The sequence below is a fragment of the Colwellia sp. MB02u-14 genome, assembly GCF_014076915.1.
GTDB lineage: Bacteria > Pseudomonadota > Gammaproteobacteria > Enterobacterales > Alteromonadaceae > Colwellia_A.
Genome location: NZ_JACGUX010000001.1, coordinates 193,041 through 209,965, shown reverse-complemented (window position 1 = coordinate 209,965; position 16,925 = coordinate 193,041). Strand labels below are relative to the sequence as shown.

The following is a 16,925-nucleotide window of genomic DNA, read 5'->3' as shown; positions in this document are numbered from 1 at the left end:
ATATAGAATGTTTAACTATGAAAAAGCTTTTTCTAGAAACATTGGTTGGGTTACTGAAGATGAGCAACAAATTCTTCGCGGGAAAAACGTAGCTATAGCTGGCGCTGGTGGCGTAGGCGGAGTACATCTTCTGACGTTAGCCAGACTGGGTGTTGGAAATTTTCACATTTCTGATTTCGATGATTTTGAAGTACATAATTTTAATCGTCAATCGGGCGCTTTCATGTCAACTTTAGGAGAACAAAAAGTTAATGTGATGGAACGAATGACCCTCGACATCAACCCTGAAGCACAGATAAAGTCTTTTCCGGAAGGTATTTTTGATCATAATGTAGATAAATTTTTAGAAGGTATTGATTTATATGTTGATGCATTAGATTTTTTTGCCTTAGAAGCTCGAAAAACAGTGTTTAAAAAATGTTATCAAAAAAACATCCCCGTAATTACAGCTGCGCCTCTTGGAATGGGAGCTGCTTTCTTATGCTTTCTGCCTGGAAAAATGACTTATGAAGAATATTTTCGTTTTGAAGACAAACAAACTGAAGACGATCAACTCATTCAATTTTTAATCGGTTTATCTCCCGCCATGTTACAGCGCTCATACCTAGTAGATGAAAGCCGAGTAAGCTTTAAAGAAAAACGCGGCCCTTCTACCCCTATGGCAGTTAACCTTTGCGCGGGTATTGCTGAAACTTATGCACTTAAAATATTACTGAATCGTGGTGAAATAATCGCTGCACCCCATGGTCTTCATTTCGATGCTTATCGCAATAAATTCAAAAAAACGTGGCGACCATTTGGTAATGCAGGCTTAATGCCAAGGATAATGTTCCACATGGCCAAAAAAATTGTAGAAAAATAATTTTGTTTCTATTCTGACTAGATAAAACAATTAAATATTGTCAAAATCAATTACTATTAATTGAATAACGATAAGTAAATTAGGTATCGTTTCAAAATACAACTAAACATTAGGCGTAGTTAATAATGCCTAATTTAACGTTTAAAAATAAGATTAAAGGGAAATAATGAAAGTCACTGTTTTTGGTATTGGTTATGTTGGCTTAGTCCAAGCAGCCGTTTTAGCGTCCGTAGGGCATGATGTAGTTTGTGTTGATATTGACCAAACTAAAGTTGATAACCTTAAAAAAGGTTTAATTCCAATTTATGAACCAGGTTTAACACCGCTAGTTCAAGAAACTCATAAAAATGGACAGCTAAATTTTACCACAGATGCTCAAGCTGGCGTATTACACGGACAAATACAATTCATTGCTGTTGGTACTCCACCTGATGAAGATGGCTCTGCTGATTTAAAATATGTACTGAAAGTGGCTGAAACCATAGCAACTTACATGACAGAACCAAAAATTGTTATTAATAAATCAACCGTTCCAGTTGGAACTGCAGACAAAGTAGCAACTAGAATCACCTCGGTGCTTGCTGAACGTAAAGTTGCTCTTGAATTTGATGTTGTTTCTAATCCTGAATTCCTAAAAGAAGGCGCAGCTGTAAATGACTGCATGAAGCCTGACCGTATCGTAGTAGGTACTGATAGCGAAACAGCAAAAACCTCAATGCGAGAACTATACGCACCGTTTAACCGTAATCATGACCGCATGATATTTATGGACGTACGCTCTGCAGAATTAACTAAGTATGCTGCAAACTGTATGTTAGCCACTAAAATTTCATTTATGAACGAAATGTCAAACTTAGCCGAATTATTAGGGGCTGATATTGAAGCTGTACGCCACGGTATTGGCTCAGATTCTCGCATTGGCTACCAATTTATTTACCCTGGTTGTGGCTACGGTGGCTCATGTTTCCCAAAAGATGTACAAGCATTAGTACGTACTGCTCACGGTATTGAATATAAGCCAGCTTTATTGGAAGCCGTTGAAAGCGTTAACTATGCACAAAAACAGAAATTATTTAACAACCTAAATACATATTTCAATGGTAACTTAGCCGGTAAAACTGTTGCTGTTTGGGGTTTATCGTTTAAGCCTCAAACCGATGATATGCGCGAAGCATCAGCAATGGTGTTAATGGAATCATTGTGGAAGGCAGGCGCTAAAGTGCAAGCCTATGATCCCGAAGCCATGGAAGAGTGCCAACGTATTTATGGTGTTCGCGATGATTTATCTTTGGTTGGCACTAAAGAATCAGCATTAAATGGTGCCGATGCTTTAGTAATTTGTACCGAATGGAGTCAATTTAGAGCGCCCGATTTTGATTTAATTGAAAAATCATTATCACACAAAGTGATTATTGATGGTCGTAACTTATATGACCCAGTTTTGTTAAAGGAACGTGGCTTTGCTTATTATGGCATTGGCCGTGGTGAAAGCATTAATAAAAATGTAGGTTAAACGTAGTCTGGCTGAAACAATATTACGCCCTATAATACATATAAAGTTTAGGAAAAAATTTGAAATTTTTAGTAACAGGTGCTGCTGGTTTTATCGGCTTTCATGTTGTTCAACGTTTAGTTGAACAAGGCCATGATGTTATCGGTATTGATAACCTTAATGATTATTACGATGTAAATTTAAAGTTGGCTCGGCTAGACGTATTAGCCAAATTACCTTTATTTAAATTTATCAAACTAGATCTTGCAGACAGAAGCGGTATAAGTGATTTGTTTGTTCGTGAAAAATTTGATCGTGTTATACACCTTGCAGCACAAGCTGGCGTTCGATACTCAATAGATAATCCTATGGCGTATGCCGACTCTAACTTAATTGGCCATTTAGCGATATTAGAAGGATGTCGTCATAATGATGTTAAGCATCTTGTGTATGCTTCATCAAGTTCAGTTTATGGATTAAACAGTAAGATACCTTTTGCAACTTCAGATAGTGTAGATCACCCGATTTCTTTGTATGCAGCAACGAAAAAGTCAAACGAATTAATGTCTCATACCTACTCACATTTGTACGCCATTCCCACTACTGGCCTGAGGTTCTTCACAGTTTATGGCCCTTGGGGGCGCCCAGACATGGCATTATTTAAGTTTACCAAAGCTATAATAAATGGTGAGCCAATTGATGTTTATAATCAAGGTGATATGCGTAGAGACTTTACATATATCGACGATATTGTTGAAGGAATTATTCGTATTCAAGATATTATTCCACAGATAAATAATGACTGGAAAATCGAAACGGCCTCTGCAGCCAATAGCTCAGCCCCTTATAAAATATTTAATATTGGGAATGGCAATCCAGTTAAATTACTCGACTTTATCCAATCGTTAGAAAAATCTATTGGTACAACAGCCCACAAAAATCTTATGCCGATGCAACCAGGTGATGTTTACCAAACCTATGCAGACGTTGAAGATTTATTTACAGCTACAGGGTACAAACCATCGATGAGTGTTGAACAAGGCGTGGATAATTTTGTTCAATGGTATCGAAAATTTTATTCATAGTTTGAACTTAACTAACCTGAAATATTCGGAGTAACACTTCATAATTAGCTATCACCAAACTTCACTAGGTGATGGCTACTATATTTACAAACTCTTTCGATAAGTAATATAGCCCGTTTAAAACACTTATATGAATACTTAAAACATTTACACTTAGAAGTGAATTAGATAATTTTTTTGAGTTTTAGATCCTACGTACTACTATTATGTCATCTAATATACATGAACTTCTTCGTTGTATTTATTTGCTAAATAAAATTCCAGCAAAGTTTAAAACGATATTCACTCCCTTAGACAAATCATAAGCAGCTTTAGCTTTTATCATGCTTCACCTTTCTTTCCTGACTTTAGCAAAGCTTGAGCATAAGTATCAGCTAAATTGGATATTTTAACATTTACAGCATATTCCTTTTTGGAATACTCTAAAATCTGAACAATTTAGTTTTATTCCACATAAAGCCAAGAGGAGTTATTTAATATCACATAATGTTAGGCTACATTAAAATAAGTCTTACATATGGCTAAAAAGATACTATGCAAGCACGATTATATGCCTCACCTTTTGAGTTTACTTATAAGGTGAGGCGGTCAAGAAAGCTAGCTGAGATTATGTCCGTTTTTTTTACACATGAGGTTTAAATAAAACACAATAAAAACATAAAACACTGTAAATAATAAAAAAACAAAATGTGGCACACCTAGTGCATACTATCTGGTAGGAGCTAAAAAATAGCATTTTACAAAATAAAGGAAAGTAAAAATGAACTTAATGAAAAAATTAACAATAGGTCTTTTAGTAACGTCTTTATCAGTTGGCGCTAACGCTGCATTCATAACTGTTGAAGGTACTGGTGGTTTCACTTCATCTACAAATACTAATGGAGACCCTGTCTCACAAACCGATATTGGTCTTAGTTCAAAAATCTCTTGGGGTACTAATGTTGACAATAACCCAAGCTATTTAGAATTAGTTGATGAAGCACCAACAGATATAAATGACTTAGGTACAAACTACTTACTTTCAACCTTAACTCATGGTAATTATCCAATTGGCGGCAGAACATTAGTCAATGCAATTATTGGTGGTATATTGAACGTAACATCAGATGACAGTCTCTGGACACCATTTCCAGGCAATGTAATCAATACAGAATTTAATATCGATTTTAAAGAAACAGGAAACGGTGATTGTGACGCTGGTAGTAAAGATAATGGCGAAAAATTCCAAGGGGATTTAGTTCAACATGATCATGGTTCAGTATGTGATGACCGTTTCGATTATACTGTAAATGGTGCTTCATTCCCGGTAACAGTTCCTGTTGTAATTGCAGGTTGGGCTTATGAAATCACTATATTCGCTTCTACAGACAACCAAGGTGCTTCACCTCTAGCGTATAATCGTTTTTGGACTGAGGAAAATAAAACAACATCTATTTATACTTTTTTAAGATTAGATAGAACTGTAGCTGTACCTGAGCCAACTTCACTTGCCATTTTAGGTCTAGGTCTTTTAGGTTTAGCTTCATCTAGAAAACGTAGATCATAAATCTGTAGTAAACGATTATTCATCTTCATATAAAAGTCAATTGAACTATCAATTGACTTTTTTTTTACATGTTGTTTAATAGGAACTCTGCAATATATTCATTAAGAGTTAGAGTTTAAAGGGATTATGATGAAAGGGTATTTAGTAAAAATTAGGCTTTGTATATTATTAATGTTAGTTTCAGGATGTTCAGAAGTATCCTTAAGTGATAAACTAATGCAGGCAGAGAGTATGTATGAAGAACAAAAATACTCAGAAGTTATTATTCAAACCAAAAACATTATTCGTGATCAACCTCAGAATGCCCAAGCCCGTATATTAATTGCAAACAGCTATTATCAATTAGGCCTTTTTATTAACGCCGAAAAAGAATACTTAAAAGTATTAAAATTAGTTAATAATCCAACTAATATTGCAAAAAATTATTTATTAACACTTTATGCATTAGATGATCACATTGGCATAATCACCTATTGGGAAAAAGAAGAAGCAAGCTTATCAATCTTTGAAAAAGCCAAGATTTCATATATAGCCTCGTTAAGTTATTTAAACCAAGCTCAAGCACAGAATAGTTTTGACCTAGCAAGTTTATCTAAAAAATGGGCTTTAGAACTCAATGAACCAGAACTCATTGCTGTTAATACTGCTATTGCAGATACCTATAAACAGCCGGCGAATATCGAATATACCACCAAGAGTTTAGATAAGGTGTGTTCCGATTACCCAGCACAATGGTTGATTTGTCAGTTGCTAGCTAATGCATTATTCTCAGAAAAAAAATATGATGAAGCCGCTTTAGTATATCAAAATATGCTAGAAAATAAACCTAACTATAATATAATAGCTCTGAAATTAGCCGACAGTTATGTTAGAGCAAATAATACTGAAAAGGCGACATTATTCATTACAGCGTTGTTAGAAAAATATCCAAATCAACCCTATATAAACCTTCTATCTGCATCACTTGACTTAGTAAATAAAGACTATAAAAAAGCGCTGAATCACATAAATATTACTTTAAACCAGGGTATGCTCACTCCTCAAGCTAAATTAACGGCAAGTTTAGTCCATTATCATTTAGGAAATGACGAACAAGCCTTATCTCACCTTAGCGCTTTAAAAGTTAACTTTCCAAACAATCCGTTAATTACAAAATTATATATTGCTATTCAACTGCGCCTTGGTGATGGCAGTTCAATTGCTAACGCTTACGATAAAACGTCTTCGTCAAAAGACAACTCTGAAATGTTTGCTTTAGCTAGTTTGGAATTATTAAAAAGTGGTGAAAAAATAGAATCTTCTCAATTACTCCGAAAAATTGACATAAGCCTCATTGAAAATCAAAAAATATTAAATGGTATCAGCTTAGCAAAGCTTTCATCTGGTGATGAAAGTGGAATTACAGATTTAGAAAAATCACTAAAACGTCTTATTAATACTAATGCACCAGTAATAGAAATATCAAAAGTAAAAATGTTATTAATATCTTCATTAATATCGGCAAATGATTCAGTAAAAGCCAAAAAGTATATTAATTCGTGGATAGTTGAAGCCCCTGAAAATATAGAAAATAAATTATTGCTTGTAGGATTAGAAATGCGAAAGCAATCACCTGATCAAAATGCTATTGTTAAACAATACAATTCAATATTGTTAATTGATGATAATAATGTTCCCGCAAATCTTTATATTGGCAATATACTAATTGCTCAAGATAAACACAAAGAAGCAGCTACATATATTGACAAAGCCATTGATAAAGACAAACACACTATACAAGTTATAAAAGGGTATTTAAAAGTACAAGAAAGCCTTGTTGGCAAAGAAAAAGCTTTAGAGAATTTAATAAATAAATATAAAAATTACCCTAATGATTTCCAAGAAAGGTTTACTTTAGCTCAAATATATTTATTAACAGGTCAAGCCGCTAAAACAATCGACTTATTAAAATCAATAAAATTCCCACCACAATATAACACTAAAAAAATCAATCTAGCGCTTGCTGAATCTTATAACAAAATTGAACAATACGATGAAGCCATCACAATATATAAAAGCTTGATATCAGAAGATGATCAAAATAATAAAATAATTGAAAAATTAGCAATGGCTTATGAAAAACTTAATAATTTAGACAAAGCAACGCAAACTTTTGAAGAGCTACATTCAAAATATCCCGATAACACTCAAATCGGATTAGTTCTTGCTAATTTTTATATTTTTAACAATAAGCCAGACCAAGCAATTGGCTACATTGAGAGCCTATCTAATGAACAACAAAAACAACCAACTGTAGCAGGCTTAAAAGGTAAGGCATTATTCTTTTCTAAACGGTACTCAGAAGCGTTAACGCTGCTAACTGAAAGCTATCAACAAACAAATAATCAAAAGTTAATTCCATTTATTTTTGATTCAAATATTAGACTTAACAAGCCCGAAAAAGCAGCAGAAATAATGGATAATTATTTAGAACTCAACCCCACAGAAGTAACAACTCGTCTTTATTATGCTAACGAGCTGTATAAAAGCAATAAACAAAAAGCAATTCTGCAATACAAAAAAGTCATCGTTAACGATGAATCAAGCATTGTTGCTCTTAATAATTTGGCATGGATACTATATGAATCAGGAAGATTTATTGAAGCTAAGAAGTATATAGATAAAGCTGTATTTTTATCACCTGATAACACCGATATTAAAGATACTTTAGCAGTAATCAAAGCAGCTATTAGTAAGTAAGTAATTATTAGGTTAATATTAATAAAATCGTAGGAAGGTTATAAGTAAAGTGCAAATTGAAAACAAACAAAGATCTCTAACAATTGATGTAGAAGAATACTTTCAAGTAGAAGCTTTCGCAAACGATATTGATATTTCAGAATGGGATAATTATCCAAGTAGAATTGATTTCCAAATAAGTTTATTACTTGACTTACTTGAAGAAAAAAAAGCCAAGGCAACTTTTTTTATTCTAGGGATAATTGCGATAAAGCATCCAAAACTTGTTCAAAAAATTGCAGACTATGGTCATGAGATTGCAAGCCATGGATTTAACCATCAACATATTACAAAACAAAACCAAAAAGAATTTAGTTCCGATATAAACCAAGCAAAAGACTTATTAGAACACCTTACTTCCAACAAAGTTATAGGGTACCGCGCGCCATGCTTTTCTATTACACCGGAAAATAGCTGGGCGCATGAAGAAATCCAAAAAGCAGGTTATCAGTATAGTTCTAGCACATATCCTATATCACATGATCTGTATGGTGTACCTAGAGCCCCTAGAACACCATATTATCTATCAAATGGTTTACTTGAAATTCCTATTTCAACGGTGAAATTTAGAGACAAAATACTACCTGCCGGTGGAGGTGGATATTTTCGCCTTTTACCCTTTTTTATATTTGAAAAAATGCTTAAGTCATCTGAAAAGCAGCTAAATTTTGTAAACTTTTATACACACCCGTGGGAATATGATCCCCAGCAACCGAGAATAAAAAGTACATTAAAATCTAATTTTAGGCATCGTATAAACCAACATAGTGCATTAAATAAATTAGAAAAATTATGTACTACTTTTGATTTCAAAACACTTGCCAATAATCATATGAATAAACCTTATCCTAATTTAGGAGAATGGAAAAATATTGCTTCTGGTGACTTTTGATGTTTGAAGAACATAAAATTAATTTTTTCAATAAGAAGTATATCCCGCCAATAATCGCCTTAGTGTTGTTGGCAGTGATATGTTTACTACTGCCATCGACCGCATTTTCTTATATTGATAAGTGGAATAAATTCGACGAATCATTAGGTCATGGTTATTTAATTTTTGCTATTGTAATTTTTGAATTATTCAATACATCGGCTAAATACACACATCAAACTAAAAGTAATCATTTTTTAATAATAATGCTTATTTTATTCACCCTTGCCCACGAAATCTCTTCATTTTGGGGTATTTTGATATTCCAACAATTTAGCCTTTATTTCATATGGTTAACAGCTATTTATTATATATTTGGGTTAAAATATTTGAGGGCAATTAGTTTTCCTTTAATATTTTTTCTTTTTGCCATTCCGTTCTGGGAATTTTTTAATACTTTTTTTGTTGATCTAACAACATATGCCGTGACCTTTTTCTTTAGCTTTAGTGATCTTACTATATATATCCACGATAATTATATTGAAACACCGTTTGGGACAATTGTTGTTGCTGAAGGTTGCTCAGGTATTCGTTACTTTCAAATAGGTTTTGCTTTAGCTGTTTATGCGGCACTTCAAGAAGCTTTACCAAAGCGATACAAATTATTAATCATACTCACAGGTATGGTATTAGGTATTATTACTAACTGGATTAGAGTCATTGGCCTTATATATATTGGTTACAGTTCAGAAATGAAAAGTAGTTTAATGAGAGAACATGACAATTATGGTATGTTCTTGTTCTTAATTGTCATAAGTGGTGTTGTATTCTTAGCTAACCATTTAAGAAAAAAATACGGGTATACTTCAAATGTAAAGACAAAAGAAAAAAACACTGACAATGGAATAAATTTATCCTACACAATGCATATGGTAAAGTTTATCCTAATAATATCATCTGTTTTTTTGACTAAGAATATTTTGCTTCAGCAGCTAAAAACGCCTTCATCCGTTGATAACTTAGTTATCAAGTCTGAAGATTTTTTTCCATTGTTAAGTGCTTACGGTCGCTTTAACGAAGAACAGCTTGGCATTACTCATCAAAACAAAGCATGTAAATTAGTGATAAGAACATATGACTTTACAACTCCCGGTGAGAATATTCTTCCTTATAACAACCTGATTGATAAAAATTATAGTATAGTGAGTAAACGTTCAAAAATTGAGCTGGATTATTTACATCAACCTATGATCGTTAATAAACTTGATTTAATTACAATAAAAAATAGAAAAAATTCAACTCTTTATTATTGGTTCGAATATTCAGATAGCCAGACAGCTAATAAATATCTGGCCAAGTTATTTGAAATAAGCTATTTGTTAGGTAGCGAAGAAAAAATGAAACTAAAATTAATTTGGTGTCAATCTCCAAATTAAACACCTTATAGGTTTATCTAATGAACATATTCATTAAAATTTACAGAGTTGTTCTGTTATTGACTCTATGCCTTCTTAATTTAGGATGCAACGAAAGTAATGTTGCAAGTGAGACTCCTGCGAGCAATGATAATACCTTACCGCCTTCAATATCACTTCAACCTGATGACCCTTCTAATGATTGGAAACGACAATCACACCCTAGAGTATTACTAGATATAGAGCGACTTACTTTAGTTATTAATCGCATGTATGGGCCCAATGCAAGGAAACCGTACTCTCGTTGGTTTAATTTAATTAAAAAATCTGAAGATGAAGGCAACCCAGTAGACCTTGTAAATTTAGCATTAATTTATAAAGCAACAAAAAATTCAATATATAAGAAAAAGTTTTTAGAACGGCTACCATCAAAAGGTGTACCAAAATTAACTGAACTATATGCCGTTGATATTATGTTTAATGAACTAGATGAAGCTAGCAAGTTATCAATAATGCAGCGAGTATCGAAAAGCAACAACCCTTGGTATGTAGCATCGATAGCAGAATCTCGTGGTGAACTAGACGCGAAATGGGGTTACCACAGTGCTTCGGTTAAAGCACCCGCTTACGCATATGCAGCAATATTTTTTGATAGCAATTTAGAAAAAAATAAAGATGATAAAGCGTTTCCATTTAACGCAAGTAATTTCCTCCGTGTGGTTGACCAACAACTATCTCTTGATGGACATTTTAGTAAAATTGAAAATAGAATTGCCGGTAATTCAGACTATAACGATGCCCTTAAAGGTCAGTATGGCGGAATGTATGATAATATCGGTTATGACGCTCATGATGAGTCTTTCAGTATAAATTTACTATTACAACACCATGTTCTCACAGGAAAAGAATACTTTAAAAATGCATTGCATGATAAATTTAGAGCAAAATTTTATCAAAATATTTCAGTTCCCCATACTGAAAAAATCTATCAAGTAGACCAGTGGTGTCGAAAAGCAGGTACCACCACCCACACTGGGTCTCAAATCTGGAATACACAAACAAGTTCTGTGAGCCAGCCATATAAAAATGCAACCGCTGTAACTGCATTTCTTTATCAAGATTCTAAAATGCAATACTATGTAAAAAATGGTATGCAAAAAGATCGCTGTGGCGCTCCCTATAATGACCTTTTTTGGGAGCTAATATATTTTGAAGATACCCTCAGTTCATCCCCTCCAAATGAAAATCCAACAGCGAGCTATTTTAGCGGGCCTGGTATAGTTACTATGCGTTCAGACTGGAGTAAGAATGCAACTTTTGGTGTTTTTCTAGCCGGAGAAGGGATCAGCAGGAGATTTGAAGACGCTAATTCATTTCTTATAAGCCGCAATACCGAAGTCATTCCACATGCTGGGTCAAGAATTCGTAATAATAAAGACAACCAAAAGCATCTCTGGTACCATGTTCGATCAACTTCAAAGAACACCCTGAAAATATTTGACCCTGGAGAAAGCTATGATATTGAAAGCAATGGTAAAATAGGCGAATTATATTCTGGCAAGAAGTTAGTTACTTCGGATAACCTTGGTGGCCAAATTTTCGAAGTGAGTCCATCGAATAAAGACCTATGTTTTAACCTTGACCAAAAATGTGCAATAGCAAATGATAGGGTTGGTAATGTATTCCCTTTAGGTATTTATGAAACAGCTAATATTATAAAATTTGAACATCAACCTGGCGATTATACTTATACCGTTGGTGATGCATCAGCAGCTTACTCGAAAAAAGTAGATTATTTTGAACGTGAATTTTTATTCATCCGACCTGACGTTTTCGTTATTTTCGATCGGGTAAAGTCAATCGATAAGAATTTCAAAAAAGTTTGGACCATACATACTGTAGACGAACCAAAATCGGTATCTACCTTAAGTAATTCGGATCTTGGGATGAAGCAATTCCAAAACAATAGTAATGTAAAAATTGAGCACCCTTTAAATAATACCTATATCGATACGCTTTTACCTAAGGAAAATATTACAACTATCCGAGGCGGCGATACTATATTAATATCACATAATAATGTTAAGGGCATAAACCCTGTAACATTAGATATTCCACGCTGGCTAGAAATATTTGTATCAGGTGAAGATGTCAATGGTTCATTAACGATTACGGGTAAGACAAATGACAACGAAAATAGTCATGAGGTAGTAATTTTTAATGGACACAAACAAATTTATTACTCCGACAAACCGACTCAGATAACAAAGAATCTTTTAATTGATAACAATGCGGCTTGGCAAGATGGTCAATGGCAAGGCTATCAATTATCTTATATTTCTGATAATAAAAAGTATACGACTCAGATAGTTGATAATTCAAGTAATACTTTATTTGGTAAGTTTATTAATGGCCAAAGCTATAAATATACGATTGAGATGCCAATTGCTAACACTTATAAGCATTGGAAAGAAATAAACTCAATTACTTCTAAAGACATGACCATCAACAAAATTATTGTCTCCGTTCCACACTACTTTGATACAGAAGATGTTAGTGGTCGTTTACATTCTTTTGCTCCCCATACCGATTATAAAGATAATATGTACAAAAAAGACCCAAATCTAGGTCAATGGACAATGAATGTTCAAGCAAAAACGCCAAATTTACTCGATAACTTTGCACATGTTATTTTACTTAAAAACCCCAATGTTCAAAAACCTAATACAGGCTTAATTGAAAGTTCAAATGCTTTTGGAATTGTCGTAGATAATTATTTAGCCGTGTTTTCGAAGGATAATACCAAAATAGAAAATTTAACAATGGACTTCAATGAAGCAACCAAAGAAGTGTTAATTACAAACCTAATTCCGAATGCACAATATAACTTTAAATTTAAACAAGAAGAAGCAAGGTTGACGCTTAGCCTAAACATCAATAATAATTCATCAGGAAACATAAAGTCTTCGTCAATGGGGCTTATCAAGCTAAATGTTGAAGAATAAAAGCGCAAATATAAACAACCTTCTATATATATTGCTAATTACTGGGATATACCTATTTTTTTTCATCGACGGACCTACAGACTATCACAATAGAATATTCTTATTATTATGGAATAATGGGCATATCCTCTTTTTTGCTGTTTTGAGCACACTATTCCACCTTAAATTTAGGCATTATTTAAGGTTTTCCCCTTTTGTATTATCATTTATTATTGCTATTTCATTTGGTGTTATCATAGAGTTAATACAGATAAAAGTTAGCAGGAAGTTTGACTGGAACGATGTATACCTCAGCTTTTTGGGTGCATTACTTATAAACAGTTGTTACTTCGTTAAAAGAAGCACTAATGCTAGTTCATTAATATTATTATTTATTGCAATTAGTTTAATTATAGAGCAACAAAAAACGTTATTTTCCGCCATTAAAATGGAGTATTTGATCAATTCTAGATTGCCAACTTTGGCCGCTTTTAATTCTGAGAATGACTTGAATAACTGGTCTGGAAAATCACTATCGCTTTTACAAACTAACAGTATCAGTACAAATAAAATATTAAAAGCTACATTAGTCGCAAATCAGAAATATACGACATTGACCTTAAATAATTTTTACAAAAACTGGGAGGGTTATCACTCCTTTAAGACTTCCCTATATTTAGAGGGCATTGAAGTTATTACGTTATGTATAAAAATCACCGATATGATTCATGACACAGGTAACCAAGCCTATGGCGATCGTTTTGATTATTGCACCTTATTAACACCGAAAATAAATAATATTATTATTCCAATAAATAAGATAAGCACGGCTGCTAAGTCAAGATATATTGATATTACAAACCTAAGTGAAGTAACATTTTTCGCGATGAACTTAACATCAAACAAAATAATTTACATTCGGAGTATTGAACTGAAGTAACTTCCAAGCCCGACATCACAATGAATTATCGATGAAATATAATGGAATTTAAACATGCTAAGAAAACTTATAACTCAAATTATTATCAAGCCCATTAGTTTCACTAAAAAATTATGGCTAGAAATTTTTATTTGGCGTTTATCTACAAAACACAATATAGATATACAAGGGCAGTTAAATTTAAATGGTATCCCAATGATTGATATTTGGGAAAAATGTCAGTTGATTATTGACGACGGTGTAGTGCTAAATTCCAGAAATAAGGGATATCATATTAATATGCACTCTCCTGTTAAATTACTTGCCGATAGTGCAGGTGCCGTAATTAAAATAGGTAGTAATACACGTATACACGGTACTTGTATTCACGCAAATCAATCAATTAAAATTGGAAAAAACTGCCTTATTGCTGCTAATTGCCATATTTTTGATAACAATGGCCATGACATTTCATTCCCATTAGTGGCTAATAGAGTTAATACAAAGGGAAAAAGTATCCCTGTAGAAATAAAAGACAATGTTTGGATAGGGGCTAACTCAATTATATTGCCAGGTGTAACTATTGGAGAAGGCTCTGTTATTTCAGCAAACAGCGTGGTTAACATAGATATACCTGCTATGGTAGTTGCGGGAGGAAACCCCGCAATCATCATAAAGAAGCAGAATAAAAATGAATAATATTATTACTTTATAAAGGGTTGATAAATTGATTATAAATAGAGACGTTAATAACTCAGATAAGTTATTTATAAATCACCTACGAGGACTCTTAATTTTAAGAGTTGTACTTGCTCATTTAGGTTTATCTTGGTTCTTTTTGCCTTACAGCAGTTATGTTAATGCTTTTTTTCCATCACTGTTCATGATTTCAGGAATTGTTACTTATTATAGTTTTCTAAGAGCTAAAAATAGTGTTCATTTTATAAGTAATCGATTAATACGGCTATACACCCCTTATTTGATCATTGTTTTATTGGCTTTTATTCTAATATTTCTTTTACACCCAACTTTAAATGTAAATATTTTCAATTTTTTTGATGTATTAACAATGAATATGTCTATAGAAAATGAGCCCTATCCAATTTCACAAGTATGGTTTTTGAGAACATTAGTATTTATTACCCTACTTACTCTCCCCATATTCATACTTTCAAGTAGATCTGCCCATTGGCTATTACTGCCTGTTTTAGTATCGATAATTTTATCAATAGGACACACTAACTCTAATATAGGTAGTATGTTTCTTATAAAATTTAAGGGTATCAACGAAATTAATCTATATCAGCCATTAGCCAGTATGGGTTATTACGCTTGGGGGGCTTGGTTATATGCAACCAATAAATTTAGTAATAATAAATTTCAGGCTATCATTATTGTTATATGTAGTATTAACATATTAATTATCTATTTAAATACAGATTTAGATATAAATTTAGCAAACCATGCTTATTACCAAGATATTTACTATATGACCGTAGCATTCCTGGCTATTAGCCTTTTATTGATTTTACGACCCATCCTTCAGTATGCTTTTTCGATTCAAGTTATTTCTAGATTCTTACTTTTTTTTAATTATCATGCTTTTATTATCTTTTTAGTACACACCTTTTTCATACAAATATCAGAAACCTACTTTGGATGGATTTCAATTGCAGACGATCCTAAAATAATAATATATAAAATTTCATTTGTAATACTTGCATCATGTTTAGTGTCAATTCCTCTCTCAAAGATATCAAAACAACTGACTAATAAGCTAATAAAACTAAATAATAAGCGTTTGTTGCTTTCTAAATAAAAGGTGTAGGCAACGACGTACGTACGTACAACAAATATAACTAACGTGCAGGATAATAATACGCTATGCATATAGCTAACGGCACCTACCCCAATTAAGACATAATCGACTTAACTGGAGATACAAATGAAAACGGTAAAACTTATTCAAAAGAATTCAAACTAGATGCAATTGCACTCGTTAGGGATCAAAACTACGCAGTAGCAGAAGCAGCTAGAAATATAGAAGTCAGTGCTCAAGTGCTTGGTCGATGGATCAAAAAAGCTGAAAATGATGATGGTCATGCTTTTAGAGGAAACGGAAAGCTAACGCCAGAGCAAGATGAAATCCGTAAACTTAAAGCCCAAGTAAAGCGCCTAGAAATGGAGCGTGAGATATTAAAAAAAGCGACGGTCTTCTTTGCAAAAGAAACGAAGTGAAATATTCATTTATTGCCCAACATAAGAAGATCTGGCCTGTGATATTGATGTGTCAAGTACTGGGTATAAAAAGTAACAATTATTATAGTTATCAGAAAAGAAAGCCTCAAAGACGTATTCAAAAAGCGTTGAATGCACTCAGCTTCCCAGTTAGCCGCAGAAAAACTGCGAACACAACAACCCCGTTTACGCGAACGAACTTGAGCAGAACTTTGATGTTCGACAACCTGATCAACCGTGGGTGCAAGATATTACCTACATATGGACTTAATAAGTCTGGCTATATTTGGCGATAGTAATCGACCTGTACCCTCGTAAAGTTGTCGGTTGGAGCATGCGTACAAGGAGGAAAGCTCAACTTGTTTGTGATGCACTCACCATGGCTATGTGGCAACGAAAACCAAAGGCTAGATTGACAGTACATTCAGATCCAGCTGTCAATATGCGACTCATCAATATATACGAATACTCAGGTTACATGGTTTTGTGGGCAGTATGAGTAAGAAAGGTTGCTGCTGGGATAATGCGGTAGCAGAGAGCTTCTTTGGTAGTTTAAAACAAAAACGCGTGCATTGGCGTAACTATCGAACACGTTATGCAGCTCAACAAGATGTGCTTAACTACATCACGATGTGGTACAACAGCAAAAGAATGCACTCATATCTTGGTTTTCAAAACCCCAATGAATTTGAGTGTAAAGAAAGAGAATTGAAAAAGGTAGCTTAGCGAACTTAA

At 33.4% G+C, this 16,925-nt stretch carries 11 protein-coding genes and 1 pseudogene; all 12 read left to right on the top strand.

The window, feature by feature from the left end:
- The first annotated feature begins 7 nt into the window (after positions 1-7).
- The 12 genes and pseudogenes from H4J52_RS00835 (at position 8) to H4J52_RS00780 (ending at position 16,916) form a co-directional block, all read left to right on the top strand.
- The gene (locus H4J52_RS00835) at positions 8-862 is read left to right on the top strand and encodes a ThiF family adenylyltransferase (protein WP_182224088.1); all 855 of its coding nucleotides are present in this window, start codon (positions 8-10) and stop codon (positions 860-862) included.
- Between the two features lie 166 nt (positions 863-1,028).
- On the top strand, positions 1,029-2,375 hold the full coding sequence (locus H4J52_RS00830; protein WP_182224087.1) for a UDP-glucose/GDP-mannose dehydrogenase family protein: 1,347 nt from the start codon (positions 1,029-1,031) through the stop codon (positions 2,373-2,375).
- A gap of 59 nt (positions 2,376-2,434) precedes the next feature.
- Positions 2,435-3,439 (top strand): NAD-dependent epimerase, encoded by a 1,005-nt coding sequence (locus H4J52_RS00825; protein ID WP_182180676.1) that lies wholly within the window; start codon positions 2,435-2,437, stop codon positions 3,437-3,439.
- 760 nt (positions 3,440-4,199) lie between these two features.
- Positions 4,200-4,985, top strand: a complete 786-nt coding sequence (locus H4J52_RS00820) for a THxN family PEP-CTERM protein (RefSeq protein WP_182180677.1) — start codon at positions 4,200-4,202, stop codon at positions 4,983-4,985.
- Between the two features lie 129 nt (positions 4,986-5,114).
- Complete coding sequence (gene prsT / locus H4J52_RS00815; protein WP_182223474.1) at positions 5,115-7,724, top strand: XrtA/PEP-CTERM system TPR-repeat protein PrsT; 2,610 nt, start codon at positions 5,115-5,117, stop codon at positions 7,722-7,724.
- A 49-nt stretch (positions 7,725-7,773) separates the two neighbouring features.
- A complete protein-coding gene (locus H4J52_RS00810; protein ID WP_310649669.1) occupies positions 7,774-8,655 on the top strand; it encodes an XrtA system polysaccharide deacetylase in 882 nt (293 codons plus the stop codon).
- The gene (locus tag H4J52_RS00805; RefSeq protein ID WP_182180679.1) at positions 8,655-10,070 is read left to right on the top strand and encodes an archaeosortase/exosortase family protein; all 1,416 of its coding nucleotides are present in this window, start codon (positions 8,655-8,657) and stop codon (positions 10,068-10,070) included. The genes H4J52_RS00810 and H4J52_RS00805 overlap by 1 nt, the downstream gene beginning before the upstream one ends.
- 20 nt (positions 10,071-10,090) lie before the next feature.
- Positions 10,091-13,054 carry a hypothetical protein gene (locus H4J52_RS00800; RefSeq protein ID WP_182224086.1) on the top strand — a complete coding sequence of 988 codons (2,964 nt, stop codon included), beginning with the start codon at positions 10,091-10,093 and terminating at the stop codon, positions 13,052-13,054.
- Entirely contained in the window at positions 13,041-13,973 is a 933-nt protein-coding gene (locus H4J52_RS00795; RefSeq protein ID WP_182180681.1) for a VanZ family protein, read from the top strand. Before H4J52_RS00800 ends, H4J52_RS00795 begins: the two co-directional genes overlap by 14 nt.
- A 54-nt stretch (positions 13,974-14,027) precedes the next feature.
- A complete protein-coding gene (locus H4J52_RS00790; RefSeq protein ID WP_182224085.1) occupies positions 14,028-14,651 on the top strand; it encodes an acyltransferase in 624 nt (207 codons plus the stop codon).
- 28 nt (positions 14,652-14,679) lie between these two features.
- Complete coding sequence (locus H4J52_RS00785) at positions 14,680-15,771, top strand: acyltransferase family protein (RefSeq protein ID WP_182224084.1); 1,092 nt, start codon at positions 14,680-14,682, stop codon at positions 15,769-15,771.
- Between the two features lie 104 nt (positions 15,772-15,875).
- A pseudogene (locus H4J52_RS00780) lies at positions 15,876-16,916 on the top strand (IS3 family transposase).
- Positions 16,917-16,925 lie beyond the last annotated feature (9 nt).

Bases quoted from the DNA above. Each gene is read 5' to 3' on its own strand.
- H4J52_RS00805 (WP_182180679.1), top strand. From the start codon at position 8,655: ATGTTTGAAGAACATAAAATTAATTTTTTCAATAAGAAGTATATCCCG.
- H4J52_RS00800 (WP_182224086.1), top strand. From the start codon at position 10,091: ATGAACATATTCATTAAAATTTACAGAGTTGTTCTGTTATTGACTCTA.
- prsT (WP_182223474.1), top strand. From the start codon at position 5,115: ATGAAAGGGTATTTAGTAAAAATTAGGCTTTGTATATTATTAATGTTA.
- H4J52_RS00820 (WP_182180677.1), top strand. From the start codon at position 4,200: ATGAACTTAATGAAAAAATTAACAATAGGTCTTTTAGTAACGTCTTTA.
- H4J52_RS00835 (WP_182224088.1), top strand. From the start codon at position 8: ATGTTTAACTATGAAAAAGCTTTTTCTAGAAACATTGGTTGGGTTACT.
- H4J52_RS00790 (WP_182224085.1), top strand. From the start codon at position 14,028: ATGCTAAGAAAACTTATAACTCAAATTATTATCAAGCCCATTAGTTTC.
- H4J52_RS00830 (WP_182224087.1), top strand. From the start codon at position 1,029: ATGAAAGTCACTGTTTTTGGTATTGGTTATGTTGGCTTAGTCCAAGCA.
- H4J52_RS00795 (WP_182180681.1), top strand. From the start codon at position 13,041: ATGTTGAAGAATAAAAGCGCAAATATAAACAACCTTCTATATATATTG.